General features: G+C 66.7%; 17 protein-coding genes. 14 read left to right on the top strand and 3 right to left on the bottom strand.

Features of this window, described 5'->3' with window-relative positions; genetic code table 11:
- The first annotated feature begins 13 nt into the window (after positions 1-13).
- The 13 genes from NWF34_RS01595 (at position 14) to NWF34_RS01535 (ending at position 8,147) form a co-directional block, all read left to right on the top strand.
- The gene (locus NWF34_RS01595; RefSeq protein ID WP_024498388.1) at positions 14-1,108 is read left to right on the top strand and encodes an amidohydrolase family protein; all 1,095 of its coding nucleotides are present in this window, start codon (positions 14-16) and stop codon (positions 1,106-1,108) included.
- A 426-nt stretch (positions 1,109-1,534) separates the two neighbouring features.
- On the top strand, positions 1,535-1,984 hold the full coding sequence (gene rpsP / locus NWF34_RS01590) for a 30S ribosomal protein S16 (RefSeq protein ID WP_006438177.1): 450 nt from the start codon (positions 1,535-1,537) through the stop codon (positions 1,982-1,984).
- Positions 1,981-2,223 (top strand): RNA-binding protein, encoded by a 243-nt coding sequence (locus NWF34_RS01585; protein WP_006438176.1) that lies wholly within the window; start codon positions 1,981-1,983, stop codon positions 2,221-2,223. Before rpsP ends, NWF34_RS01585 begins: the two co-directional genes overlap by 4 nt.
- Before the next feature lie 27 nt (positions 2,224-2,250).
- Complete coding sequence (rimM, locus tag NWF34_RS01580; RefSeq protein WP_024498389.1) at positions 2,251-2,784, top strand: ribosome maturation factor RimM; 534 nt, start codon at positions 2,251-2,253, stop codon at positions 2,782-2,784.
- Positions 2,784-3,503 (top strand): tRNA (guanosine(37)-N1)-methyltransferase TrmD, encoded by a 720-nt coding sequence (gene trmD / locus NWF34_RS01575; protein ID WP_024498390.1) that lies wholly within the window; start codon positions 2,784-2,786, stop codon positions 3,501-3,503. The genes rimM and trmD overlap by 1 nt, the downstream gene beginning before the upstream one ends.
- A 36-nt stretch (positions 3,504-3,539) precedes the next feature.
- The gene (locus tag NWF34_RS01570) at positions 3,540-3,878 is read left to right on the top strand and encodes a YbaB/EbfC family nucleoid-associated protein (RefSeq protein WP_024498391.1); all 339 of its coding nucleotides are present in this window, start codon (positions 3,540-3,542) and stop codon (positions 3,876-3,878) included.
- Complete coding sequence (locus tag NWF34_RS01565) at positions 3,875-4,213, top strand: hypothetical protein (protein WP_024498392.1); 339 nt, start codon at positions 3,875-3,877, stop codon at positions 4,211-4,213. The genes NWF34_RS01570 and NWF34_RS01565 overlap by 4 nt, the downstream gene beginning before the upstream one ends.
- On the top strand, positions 4,210-5,226 hold the full coding sequence (locus NWF34_RS01560) for a hypothetical protein (RefSeq protein WP_024498393.1): 1,017 nt from the start codon (positions 4,210-4,212) through the stop codon (positions 5,224-5,226). The genes NWF34_RS01565 and NWF34_RS01560 overlap by 4 nt, the downstream gene beginning before the upstream one ends.
- 155 nt (positions 5,227-5,381) lie before the next feature.
- A complete protein-coding gene (gene rplS, locus NWF34_RS01555) occupies positions 5,382-5,723 on the top strand; it encodes a 50S ribosomal protein L19 (RefSeq protein ID WP_024498394.1) in 342 nt (113 codons plus the stop codon).
- Between the two features lie 18 nt (positions 5,724-5,741).
- Positions 5,742-6,596 carry a signal peptidase I gene (gene lepB / locus NWF34_RS01550; protein ID WP_258324078.1) on the top strand — a complete coding sequence of 285 codons (855 nt, stop codon included), beginning with the start codon at positions 5,742-5,744 and terminating at the stop codon, positions 6,594-6,596.
- Positions 6,597-6,618: 22 nt separating this feature from the next.
- Positions 6,619-7,305, top strand: a complete 687-nt coding sequence (locus NWF34_RS01545) for a ribonuclease HII (RefSeq protein ID WP_006438169.1) — start codon at positions 6,619-6,621, stop codon at positions 7,303-7,305.
- A complete protein-coding gene (locus NWF34_RS01540) occupies positions 7,302-7,613 on the top strand; it encodes a DUF2469 domain-containing protein (RefSeq protein WP_005198978.1) in 312 nt (103 codons plus the stop codon). The genes NWF34_RS01545 and NWF34_RS01540 overlap by 4 nt, the downstream gene beginning before the upstream one ends.
- Before the next feature lie 111 nt (positions 7,614-7,724).
- Positions 7,725-8,147, top strand: coding sequence for a YraN family protein (locus NWF34_RS01535; RefSeq protein ID WP_024498396.1), 423 nt, complete (start codon positions 7,725-7,727; stop codon positions 8,145-8,147).
- Here the strand turns inward: NWF34_RS01535 and NWF34_RS01530 are convergent.
- Positions 8,138-9,481 (bottom strand): DUF4185 domain-containing protein, encoded by a 1,344-nt coding sequence (locus NWF34_RS01530; RefSeq protein WP_024498397.1) that lies wholly within the window; start codon positions 9,479-9,481, stop codon positions 8,138-8,140. The genes NWF34_RS01535 and NWF34_RS01530 overlap by 10 nt on opposite strands.
- Positions 9,482-9,632: 151 nt before the next feature.
- Between NWF34_RS01530 and NWF34_RS01525 the strand changes: the two genes are divergently transcribed.
- Entirely contained in the window at positions 9,633-10,301 is a 669-nt protein-coding gene (locus NWF34_RS01525; RefSeq protein WP_232513101.1) for a GIY-YIG nuclease family protein, read from the top strand.
- Here NWF34_RS01525 and bluB read toward each other — a convergent pair.
- Positions 10,291-10,929 (bottom strand): 5,6-dimethylbenzimidazole synthase, encoded by a 639-nt coding sequence (gene bluB / locus NWF34_RS01520; RefSeq protein ID WP_024498399.1) that lies wholly within the window; start codon positions 10,927-10,929, stop codon positions 10,291-10,293. The two genes, NWF34_RS01525 and bluB, sit on opposite strands and share 11 nt — an antisense overlap.
- Positions 10,930-10,958: 29 nt before the next feature.
- Complete coding sequence (locus tag NWF34_RS01515) at positions 10,959-12,551, bottom strand: HNH endonuclease signature motif containing protein (protein ID WP_232513102.1); 1,593 nt, start codon at positions 12,549-12,551, stop codon at positions 10,959-10,961.
- Positions 12,552-12,780: the final 229 nt, after the last annotated feature.

Raw genomic sequence — 12,780 nt, 5'->3', positions numbered from 1 at the left:
GAGTAGCCCGGCAATGGATGGCCCAGCACCGGATGGCACCGCCCGCCACTATCGGGGCACCGATCCGCTCACCGGCGAACCGATCGAGTTCTGGGTCTCCGGTGAGACCATCAGCCACACACCCGTCGCAGATGCCGAGACCGCTGTCGACGACGGCTGGATTCTGCCGGGACTCGTCGACGCCCACAACCACGTCGGCATCGCGCCGGGGCTCGGCGTCGACATCGAGCAAGCCCGTGGTTACGCGTACGCCGACGCCCGGGCCGGGACGCTCCTGATCCGTGAGGTCGGGTCACCGCTGGACACCCATCCGCTCGACGACGACCCCGCCTGTCCGCGGTTCATCCGCTCGGGTAAACACATCGCCCGCCCGAAACGCTATCTGCGTGACTACGGCGTCGACCTCGACGATCCCGACGAGCTGGCGGCCGAGGTGGCGCGACAGGCGGAGGCCGGTGACGGCTGGGTGAAGATCGTGGGGGACTGGATCGATCGCGAGGTCGGCGACCTCGCGCCGCTGTGGACGCGGGACCAGATCGACGCCGCGGTCGCCGTCGCGCACGAACACGGGGCCCGGATCACCGCACACGTCTTCGGGACCGACGCCCTCGTCGACCTCATCGGAGCCGGTGTCGACTGCATCGAACACGGCACCGGACTCACCGCCGACTTGATCGATCAGCTCGTCGAACGCTCGATCGCATTGGTACCCACCATGATCCAGGTGGAGAACTTCCCCGGGATCGCCGACGGCGCCGAGCGCTTCCCGACCTACGCGGCGCATATGCGGCAGTTGCACGCCGACGCCCCGAAGGTCTTCGAATCCGCGCGCGAGGCAGGCGTGGCGATCTTCGCGGGCACCGATGCCGGCGGCTTCGTCGAGCACGGCCGCATCGTCGACGAGATCGAGGCGCTGTCGAAGGTGGGACTGGGGAACGCCGGCGCCATCGCGGCCGCGTCCGTGCAACCCCGCCGCTGGCTCGGCGCAGACCTTCTCGGTGACGGCGACCGCGCCGATTTCGTGGTCTACGGCGAGAACCCGTGCGAAGACCTGGGCGTCCTGCGCCATCCGGTAGCAGTGGTGTCGTCGGGTCGCCACCTCGTGTGAGCAACGCCACAAGGTGGACTCTGGTTGCAGTTACCTACTGACACGTAAGGTAGCAACCGCGTTGCAGAGGTTCGTGTGGGGACGAACCGATCAGCTCAATGCAGACCCTGCCGAAACCGGGGGTGAGGACGGGGTTTCGGCAGGAGTCGCGCAAGCCTGGGGAACCGATTCTTCGGTAGGCGAGTGGCGTTGGCGACGTACGGCATGTGGTTGTTCTCGCGGGGTGGACAACCACATGCCGGATCTCCGTCCGGGGCTACATGCCGGATTTCTTTTCACAGCCGCTGTTCTGGCAGAATGGCTCGACGGTTCGTCGGATACGGTCACGGCCGCCCGACGGTCACACCGAAACAGACGCAAAACCGGGTCCACCATTCCGGGTGGGTCGCAGAATTGCGCAGTGACCACACGAAAGTAGAAGTAGACATGGCTGTCAAGATCAAGCTCACGCGACTCGGCAAGATCCGCAACCCGCAGTACCGCATCGTCGTCGCCGACGCTCGGACCCGCCGCAACGGCCGGGTGATCGAGACCATCGGCAAGTACCACCCGAAGGAAGAGCCCTCGCTGATCGAGGTCGATTCCGAGCGCGCACAGTACTGGCTGGGCGTCGGCGCGCAGCCGACCGAGCCCGTGGCCGCGATCCTCAAGGTGACCGGTGACTGGCAGAAGTTCAAGGGCCTGCCGGGCACCGAGGGCACCCTGAAGACCGCCGAGGCCAAGCCCTCGAAGCTCGACCTGTTCAACGCCGCTCTCGCAGCTGCCGACAACGAGCCGGTCGCCGCGGCCACCACCCCGAAGAAGAAGGCCGCCAAGAAGGACGAGGCCCCGGCAGAGGCTGCCGCCGAGGCTCCCGCCGCCGAGGGTGACGCGTGAGCGCAGTCGTCGCCGACGCGGTCGAGCATCTCGTCCGCGGAATCGTCTCGAACCCGGACGACGTCCGGGTCGACCTCGTCACCGGTCGTCGCGGCCGGCTCGTCGAGGTCCACGTGAACCCCGAGGATCTCGGTAAGGTCATCGGCCGCAACGGTCGTACCGCCACCGCCCTGCGCACCCTCGTCTCCGGTATCGGCGGACGCGGCATGCGCGTCGACATCGTCGACACCGACCGCTGACGGTCACGTCGTAGGACGAAACGCATCGTGGATCTCGTCGTCGGGCGCGTGGTGAAATCGCACGGCATTCGTGGCGAACTCGTCGTCGATGTCCGTACCGACAACCCCGACCTGCGTTTCGCTCGCGGTTCGGTGCTGCGCGGCCGACTGCCGCGCGGTGGCGGCGAACGTGACTTCACCGTGACAGCCGCCCGGGAACACTCCGGGCGGCTGTTGGTGTCTCTCGACGGCGTCGCGAGCCGGGATGCGGCCGATGCCCTGCGCGGCACGTTGTTCCTCATCGACTCCTCGCTGGTCGAACCGTCCGACGATCCGGACGAGTTCTACGACCACGAACTCGAGGGCGTCCCCGTCCAGCTCACCGACGGGACCGAGGTGGGCGTCGTCGAGTCGGTGTTGCACATGCCCGGCGGTGAGCTGCTCGCGGTGCGCACCCCCGACAAGCGTGAGGTCCTGATCCCGTTCGTGCGGGAGATCGTGCCGACGGTGACCCGCGAACTGATCGTCATCGACCCGCCCGAGGGTCTTCTCGACCCGGACTCGGCCGACGGCGCGCAGTGATGCGCCTCGACATCGTCTCGATCTTCCCCGAGTATCTCGATCCCCTTCGGGTTGCCCTGCTGGGCAAGGCGATCGACGCCGGACGCATCAGCGTCGACGTCCACGATCTGCGGAACTGGACGCATGACGTGCACCGCAGCGTCGACGACTCGCCGTACGGCGGCGGGCCCGGCATGGTCATGAAGCCCGAGGTCTGGGGTCCGTGTCTCGACGACGTCTGCCCCGACGACGCGCTCCTCGTCGTCCCCACCCCGGCCGGTGTGCCGTTCACCCAGGCGACCGCACAGCGGTGGAGCGCCGAGAAACATCTCGTCTTCGCCTGCGGTCGCTACGAGGGCATCGATCAGCGTGTCTTCGACGACGCGGCCCGCCGGGTGCGTGTCGAAGAGGTGTCTCTCGGCGACTTCGTCCTCATCGGCGGCGAGGTCGCGGTGATGGCGATGATCGAGGCGACCGTCCGGCTGATCGACGGCGTCCTCGGGAATCCTCGTTCGCACCAGGAGGATTCGTTCTCCGACGGGCTCCTCGAAGGGCCGAGTTACACGCGTCCGGTGAGCTGGCGCGGGCTCGACGTCCCGCCGGTCCTCCTCTCCGGCGACCATGCGAAGGTCGCGCAGTGGCGACACGAGCAGGCGCTCGAGCGGACCCGCGCCCGTCGACCCGACCTGCTCGCCGACCCTGTGAAACCAGCCGGTGACCGCGGGCCGGATTCCGGCTAGGATTCGGCACGACTCGAGTCGCACGGTGGGAGGGCTATGCAGGGCTATGAGGCCATGGTCGACGAACTCGACCGTCAGCGTGCCGAACTCGCGCGGACCCGTGCGGCGTTGTCGGAGCTGACCTCCCGAGCCATCAGCCGGGACCGCCTCGTCGCGGTCACCGTCAACGCGCGCGGGCTCGCTGTCGACATCTCCATCGATCCCACCGCCCTGCGTCGCTACCGTGCCGATCAGCTGTCCGAGCTCCTCACCACCCTCATCGCCGAAGCGGATCGTGCGCTCAGTTCGCGGCGTGGTGAACTCCTCGCTGCCGCAACGGTTTCCGGGGTGGACTACGCCGACGCGCGCCTCGAGCCAGAACGGACGTCCGGATGACCTCTGGTGGCCGCTCCCGCAACCGGGTCGCCGCCGACGTGGGCACCGCGGCGGACCTGTCCGCGCGTCTGGCCAATGCCGAGACACGGTTGGGCACGGTGCATTCCGAACTCGTCGAACTGCTCGCCGACATCGACTGCGCGGTCGGGGTCGGGGAGGGGGCGGTGGCATTTCGTCGGGGTTTCGGGCCCCCGAGCGCCGAAACGGGTGACCTCCTGCGGTCCGTGATCGTGCGTCTCGCCGAGCACCGGCAGGCCCTCACACGCGGCGTCGAATCGCTCGCCGAGGCCGATGCGGATGCCGCCGGCGCCGTCGAATCCGGTGACACGCGATGAACTCCTCGGCGAGACGGATCGCGGATGAACTCGCGCCGGGTGTGTGGCCTGGCGCGGATCCGGTGTCGCTGCGCGAGGCCGCGCGGCGGGCGCGGGCCCTGGCCGAGTCCGTGGAGCGGGTGACCGACGTGGTCGTCTCGGCGACCGCCGCCTACGCCTCGCCGGCCATCGGTGGCGTGGCCGTGGAGGGGGAGTTCGGCGACGCCCTCGTCGACCGGCTGGCCCAGATCACCGGTGCCGGTCCGCAGTCGTTGCCGCACGTCGCCGGCCGGCTCCGCGTCATGGCCGCGTCGCTGGAGACCTTCGCCGACGTCGTTGTCGAGACCGAACAGCAGATGACGACCATCGCCCTCGTCGCCGACCGTGACCGGAGTCGGGCCGAGGTCTTCGCCGAGGTCGGTGACGACTCGTGGCGGGTGAGTGCGTCGAGTGCGGGCCGTCTGGCCCTGACGGCCGCCGGTGACGACTACACCCAACGGTCGGAGGAGGCGGGGCAATCCGCCGGCGGAGCCCCGCCCGCGGCGACCAGCGGGATGATGCCGTTCGCCCCGATGGGTGCGCTGGGCGGTGCGGGAGCCCTCGGTGCCGGATTGGGGGCCGCCGGACTGGGCGCGACGATCGGCGCCGCCGGGTCGCGAACCGACCGGGACACCACCGGCGGAGATCTGACCTGGCTCCGCCGGCGCGCCGAGAACCTGCAGGCGAGCGTGCCGCCGGCCATCGCCGGGTGGTTCCGCACCGCGGTGGGGGTCGGTGTGGGGGCGCGTGGACGCCGGGTGGTGGTCGTGGGGACCAACGATCCGCAGCCGTACCAGCGCGCGGGACTCGAGCTCGCCGACGACGAGGCCCTGACCGCGAACGGCCGGGCACCCGAACTCGCGATCGTCGAACACATGACCGCCTCGGGGATCACTCCCACCGCGATCGCCGCGGCGACCCCGATGGAGTCGGCCACACTCTCGGCTCTCCGGGCCGCAGACATCGTCGCGGTGGGGCCCGGTTCACGCCCCTGACCGGCGATTTCGTCTGACCGGGGTCTCTCTGGCACAATAGTCGGGTTGCCTGTCCCGCTGACGGGCACCGACGACTCGGAGTACGAACCGGTTCGAAGCCCGACGGCCCGCCAGGTTCCTCTGCTCAACGTTCACGCCAGACAAGGACCCAACCAATGAACACGCTCGACTTCCTCGACCAGCAGTCCCTCCGCGACGATGTCCCGGACTTCGGCCCCGGCGACACCCTCGACGTCCACGTGAAGGTCATCGAGGGCAGCAAGGAACGCGTCCAGGTGTTCAAGGGTGTCGTCATCCGTCGCCAGGGTGGCGGCGTCCGCGAGACCTTCACCGTTCGCAAGGTGTCCTTCGGCGTCGGCGTTGAGCGCACCTTCCCCGTGCACAGCCCGAACATCGCCAAGATCGACGTCCTCACCCGCGGTGACGTCCGGCGCGCCAAGCTCTACTACCTGCGTGATCTGCGTGGCAAGGCCGCAAAGATCAAGGAAAAGCGCTGACGCGTCTACCCTGACGAGGTGGCCGACACACAGCGACCCAGCGACGATCGCGACCTTGACACCGACGGCGACGACGGTGCGGAGCGTCCCTGGCGGTTGAAGTCCGATCCGGACGAGACCGAGGACGGCAAGCGCAAGTCGGGATCCGGCTCGCTCTTGCGCGAGGTCGTGATCATCGTGGGGTGCGTCCTGCTCCTCACCTGGCTGCTGCAGACCTTCATCGGACGGCAGTACGTCATCCCGTCGGAGTCGATGGAGTCGACTCTGATCGGCTGCGACGGGTGCACCAACGATCGCATCGTCATCGACAAGATGGTCTACCGCTTCGGTGACCCCCAGCCCGGTGACGTCGTCGTCTTCAAGGGACCGTCCGAGTCCTGGAACGGGTCGTGGGTGTCCCCGCGATCGACGAACCCGGTCATGCACAAGGCGCAGGATGCGTTGTCGTGGTTCGGTTTCGCCCCGCCCGACGAGAACAACCTCGTCAAGCGGGTGATCGCGACCGGCGGGCAGACCGTCGAGTGCCGCAACGACGAAGGTGTCGGTGTGAAGGTCGACGGCAAGCCGCTGCGCGAGCCGTACATCAACATGGAGCTGCAGCGCGAGACCGTCGCCGCATTCGGTCCCGGTGTCGCCGGCCCGGGTGAATCGGTCCCGCCGTGCCTCGGCCCAGACTTCGGCCCGATCAAGGTGCCCGAGGGCAACGTGTGGGTGATGGGCGACAACCGCCTCAACTCGCAGGACTCGCGTTACCACGTCGAGGACCAGTTCCAGGGCACCGTGCCCACCAGTGACATCCGCGGCAAGGTCCGAGCCATCATCTATCCCTTCTCCCGGATCGGTGGTGTCGGTTCGATCAATCCCCAGCAATGATCATGTGGGGACTGCACACACCATGAGTCGATGGCCACCGCGCTCACCCGTCCGTCGTGCGGCGGGACTGCGGACTTTCGAATTCGCGCTCTACCGGCAGGGCCTCGGCCCGGTCGCGGGCGTCGACGAGGCCGGTCGCGGTGCGTGCGCCGGCCCGCTGGTGGTGGCGGCGTGCGTGCTGAAGCCGACGCAGTTGGCCTCGCTCGCCGAACTCGACGACTCCAAGCGGCTGACCGAGAAAACCCGGGAAACGCTGTACCGATCGGTGACCAGGTATGCCGACGCATGGAGTGCGGTCGTCATCGACGCCGCCGAGATCGATCGGATCGGCATCCACGTCGCGAACATCGAGGGCATGCGCCGAGCAGTCGCAGCGCTCGACGTGACGCCCGGATATGTGCTGTCCGACGGTTTCGTCGTCCCCGGGCTGACCGCGCCGTCGCTGCCGGTGATCGGTGGGGACGGGGCCGCGGCCTGCATCGCCGCCGCGAGCATCATCGCGAAGGTGACGCGGGATCGGATCATGGTCGCGATGGACTCCGACCTCCCCGGTTACGACTTCGCGATCCACAAAGGCTATAGCACGCCACTTCACATGTCCCGCATCGATGCGGCGGGACCGTCACCACAACACCGCATGTCGTACCGGAACGTCGCGGCACGAGTGGTCTCCAGCGCAAACGACAACAGGGATAGGCTTACAGGATGAGTGCTGAGGATCTCGAGAAGTACGAAACCGAGATGGAACTCTCTCTGTACCGCGAGTACAAGGACATTGTCGGGCAGTTCACCTACGTGGTGGAGACGGAGCGGCGCTTCTACCTTGCCAACGCGGTCGAGATGATTCCCCGCAACACCGATGGTGAGGTGTACTTCGAGCTACGGATGAGCGACGCCTGGGTCTGGGACATGTACCGGCCGGCGCGCTTCGTCAAACAGGTTCGGGTGATCACGTTCAAGGACGTCAACATCGAGGAACTCGAGAAGCCGGAACTGCGGCTTCCCGACGAACCCTGAACTCTTCTCGGGTGAGCACCTCAGTGTGCAGAACCCGATGGTTGTCCACAGATACGGCCGCGGCGGGAGCAGTCCCACCGCGGCCGTGCTGTGTTCGGCGAAGCTCAGGGCATGAGCGATCCCGTTCCGTCTGCCGGTCGTCCCGTCAATCGTCGCGCGCACGTCGGCAGGCTGGGGGAGGACATCGCCGCCGACTTCGTCGGATCACTGGGTTGGATTGTCCTGGAACGTAACTGGCGCAACCGATATGGCGAACTCGACCTCGTCGCCGTCGACCCGCACACTACGGACGGCGGGACGCTGGTGGTCGTCGAGGTCAAGACCCGTGCGAGCCGGACCTTCGACGATCCCGTCATGGCGGTGACGCCGGACAAGCTCGCCCGGATGCGTCGGCTTGCGCGCACCTGGCTCGCCGGGCAGGAACGACGATGGCGTCAGATCCGGTTCGACGTCATCAGCGTGCAGCTCGACGGCTTCACCCCGGACGATCCCGCACGTGCCCGGGTGAGACATCACCGGGGCGTCTACGACTGAGTGGTCTGTAGCTTGCTGAGATCGGAGCGGATCAGCATGACGTTGTAGTCGCTCCAGCGTGAGGCGTTGAAGTACAGATCTTTACCCGTGCCCATCAGCGCAGGCGAGTTCGGCAGCATCATCGGTCCGTACACGACCGGGTTGCCGGGTGCCACGATGGTGCGCGGGCCGCTCCAGGGGCCTTCCGGATGGTCGGCGGTGCGAAGCCGAATGCCGTTGTCCCCGTCGAGCATGACGTATTTCTTGAGGTACGGGCTCCACGAGACCGACAGTTCGCTGACGGGTTGGCGGGCGACGACACCTTCGGTGTCGTGGATGTCGCTGATGCTGTCCACCCAACCGATCCGCTCGCCCGACCAGTACTCGTACTTGCCGAGGTCGAGGATGTCCTCGGGTTTGAATCGCGCCAGGAATGCGGCGCCGAAACGGCCGTTGGGCGTGCCGAACTGGTAGATGTAGTCCGCTTCATCGGAGCCGGGCCGGCCGCGCATGTACGCGTTCTGCTGGAACTTGCCGTTGTTGACGTCGACCGCGCGGAGGTTGCCGGGCAGGGCGAGGTCGATCGGCGCGTTGATGAGGATGGTGTCGGGGTCGCTGGTCCAGGTTTGACCGTTGTTGTCGGAGTAGGCGATGCCCGAGTAGTTGGTGACCCAGTTGCCCGGCGAACCCCACGACCGTACCGACATGTAGTTGATGTACTGGCGGAAGCCGTCGCCGCGGGGGAGCGAGATCGCCGCGGTCGGGATCGTGGTGACCTCGATGTTGGAGATGCCCAGCGACGGGATGAGTTCCTGGGCGAAGTTCGGCCGATCTCCGATCACGGTGCCCGAGTTGATGTCTCCCGCCACTCCGTTCGGCACCTTCAGCCCGTCGGCCAGGTCGTTGTCGTTCGAGCGCAAGAGGACATTGTGCCGCCACTCTTGTCTCGGGGCGTTGCAGTTGCCGAAGGTGTCGCCGAAGGCCATGAGGGTCTGGCCGCGACCGTTGTCCCAGGCGATGCCCAGATCTGTGCCGCCGATGCCGAAGCGGTCGTAGGTGTCGTTCTTGCTGTACGGGCCGGTCACCCAGCCCACGCTGCGGGAGATGGACCCGACGTAGGGGATGAGCGGTCGCTGAGGTCCCGGGTTGGGGACGTTGGAGCCGGAACCCGAGCCGGAGTCCGAGCCCAATGAGCCCGACGAGCCGAATCCGAGGAAGCTCGAACCGTTTCCGGAATTGCCGCACGGCGCGGCCTGGGCGATGCCGGTACCGGCGGTCAGGACGATCGCGGTGGTACCGATTGCGAAGGCTCCCGCCAGCGCCAGTCGGACACCTTTGGTGAAACGGCTGGGCACGCAGACCTCCGTGTGACAGGTGTTTCTGAAGTTATTGACGTGACTATTGTTACTGGAGTTGGGTCACAGCAGTGGTCGACCTGGGTCACGATCTGGTCTCGGGTACATCCGGCGGTGCCTTGAGCCGTAGTGGCGCTGCTACACGGGACGAGTGAGCGACAGACGTGGCGTCGACGGGGACGATGGCTTGGGCCGTCTGGAGGAGTTCCTGCGCGGTGCGCGTCATGCGCGCGGCCAAGTGCTTGCGGGTGACGTTCCGCAGCGGGCAGGGATTTATGCGTGGTGGTTTCGTGATCTGCCCTCGGATCGGATTGACCCTTCGGCATGTGTGAAGCGCGATGGTCTCACCCTGCTGTACGTCGGGATCAGCCCCAATAAACCTACGACGTCCGGACGATCCCGACGTAGTCAGAACCTTCGCAAGCGTCTGCGCAATCACTACCGTGGGCGGGCCTCGACCTCGACACTACGTCTCAGTCTCGGTGTCTTGTTGGCGGAACAACTGGGAATCGAACTGCGCCGGTACGGGAATGCCGGTAAGCGGCACTTCGGTTCAGGTGAATGGGACCTCGATCGATGGATGGATACCAACACCGTGGTGTCGTGGATCGAGTCCGATGAGCCGTGGCTACTCGAGGATGTGTTCGTCTCCCACCTCGACGTGCCGCTGAATCTCCAGGGAAACTCGCGCAACAAGTTCTACGGCGAACTAAGGGCACTGCGGTCACGTGCCGCGAAACGCGCCGACGAACTGCCGGCGCTTCCGAATCGCGGTCGGCACCACGATCCTGGCGCCGGGGCGGTTCCGCCTAGCGGATGAGATGCCGCTTCTCCGACTCGGTGCGCGACTGCCAGCCGACGCGTTCGAGTTCGGGGATGTCGTTCTCGTGTTCGGGATATCCGACGCAGAGGTAGGCGACCAGTTTCCACGTGGCCGGAACCGCGAGTGCTTCGGTCACTGCGTGGGGTTCGAGAATGGACACCCAACCGATGCCGACGCCGCGGGCCCGGGCCGCCAACCACATCGTGGTGATGGCCGTGACGACCGAGTACTCGAGCGTCTCCGGCACGGTCTGGCGACCGAGGCCGTGGCCCTGCTCGGCGTCGGGCGCGCAGAAGACGGCGAGATGGACTGGTGCGTCGTCGAGGCCGGCGAGCTTCAGTGACGAATACAGGTGTGCGCGTTCGCCGGTGTAACCGTTGAGTGCCTCGGCGTTGCATCGGATGAAGCTGTCGCGCACGGTCTCTCGCACCGACGTTGTCCGGACCTCGACCCATCGCCACGGCTGACTGTTGCCGACCGACGGAGAGAGCTCCGCGGCCTCGAGGATCTCGGGGAGGAGGTGTGGTTCGAGGGGTTCGCGGCTGAATCGACGGACGTCGCGTCGCCAGCGGAAGAGTCGGTTCAGGTCGCCGACGAACGCCTTGTCGAAAGTTCCGTCACTCATCGGTTGTCGAGCCTAGCGTGGGTGACCGATCAGAACGGTGCGGGGCCATCCTCGACCTGCCGACGTTCGCGTTCGCGTTTGTTGCGGGCACGTTCGGCTCGCCGCCGGGCGTGTTTCGCGGCGGTTCGATCGGTCGGCGGCGGCGCGTCGTCGCCGGTGATGACCCGGGGTTTCGGTGGGGCTTGGGCAGGTTGTTCGAACCGGATACGCCGGAGGTTGGGGAAGAGGTCTTCCAGGGTTTCGGCGTCGCCGCGGATGCGGTAGCCCTCCGGGGTGATGTATTCGGTGACCAGGCGGCCGTCCTCGTCGCGGTACTGAACGTCGACCCAGTCGCCGAAGGTCTTGTGCAGGTGCCCGAACCGGCACTTCGCGTTGAGGTTCTCACTCGAGGTGAGACCGCCGCGGGTCGGGCGCTGACGGTCGAACTCGGTGACGTGGTCGAGGTCGCAGTCGAACGATGACTGCTCGCAGCCGGGTTCGGTGCAGTACCCGTCCCGGATACGGACGAAGTCCGCACACGCCGTGGTCGGGCGGTACGGATCCGACGGCTGGGAACCCGGGTAGATCACGACGACCTCCGACGACGGTTCTGCCTCCTCGTGCGTGGCGTTCGCCGCAGTCGTAGCGTCAGACGCTGTCGAATTCGGACGTGTCCGTTCATGTTTCGCGTCGTTGTCGTCGTTGTTCTCGGCGGCCACCTGCGTGGGTGGGGTGCGGACCGGGGTGACGGGCTTGATCGCGGCGTCGGGCCGGGTGGCGAGGTCGCGGACATGCTCACCGGAGATGACACCATGCCCATCGACCCAGCCGATCCCCGGAGCGCCGTTGAGAGTCGCCTGATCGGTGACGACGTGAATGACGACCTCGCTGCGCACCGCCGCGACCACTGCATCAGGTTCGGGAACCTCCGCGGTGCAGTCCTCGCGATCACATAGGCACTCGAACTCGGTGCCGGTCAGCAACGCGAACATGGCATCCGAGTTACGTTGACCTGCCGTGCGGCCGTCGTGTTTGCACACCGAATCGGCGAGCACGCGAACGGCTTTGGCCGCGATACGTACGTTCTCCGCAGCCATCACCCCGGTGAGCTCGGCGGTCCCGTCGTCGAGGGTGTGCGTATACATGCCACGGTTATCGAGCGCTTCTTTGCGGCGTTCGCGCACCAGGTCGGGATCGTGGCGGAAGACGAGGCGGTCGACCATGTCCCGTAGCCGGGCCCGCGTCCACGAGCCTTTCTTCGATCGCAGGGTGGCGGCGATCTCGGCATCGAGGGTCGGGGTGATCGAGGAGTCGTACGGTACGAGGGCGGTGCGGGACAGGATCACCTGCAACTGCCACCGGGTGGTGATCCCGTCGCGGAGTGTGTCGAGGACCTCGGGCAGCGATTCCCGCAGGCCGATGGCCTCGTCGACCAGGATTTCGGCTTGGCGCCGGGTGAGGGAGAGTTGCCGCGCCACTCGGATGACGCAATCAGTGTCGCCGCTGACGACGATCGCACCACCCAGCGTGCTACGCACCGCGATGCAGCGCTCGGCGATGGCGTTCACCGCTTCGTAGCGCCGCCAGTCCTCATGAGACTGGCGGCGTTTCGACTGCGCCAGCTCCTCCATCAACTCGTACATGCCGGCCTCGTACGGGTTGGCAGGATCGACCCCGGCGAAAGACTCGCCCGGTAGATCGACCCGATTCCCCGACACCCTGCCCCCAGAAGTGTTGCCGTGCCAGCCCGTCCGGCTGGATCACTTGCTGACTACCAATGTAGATCAGACCACCGACAAAATCTGATTCGTATCCACAGGGTCCGGCTGTCAGGTATTGCGCGACAGTCGAATCCGCCGGATTGATATCGCG

It is taken from the genome of Gordonia sp. GONU, from assembly GCF_024733855.1.
Taxonomy (GTDB): domain Bacteria; phylum Actinomycetota; class Actinomycetes; order Mycobacteriales; family Mycobacteriaceae; genus Gordonia; species Gordonia amicalis.
This window is presented reverse-complemented; position numbering and strand designations above follow the sequence as displayed.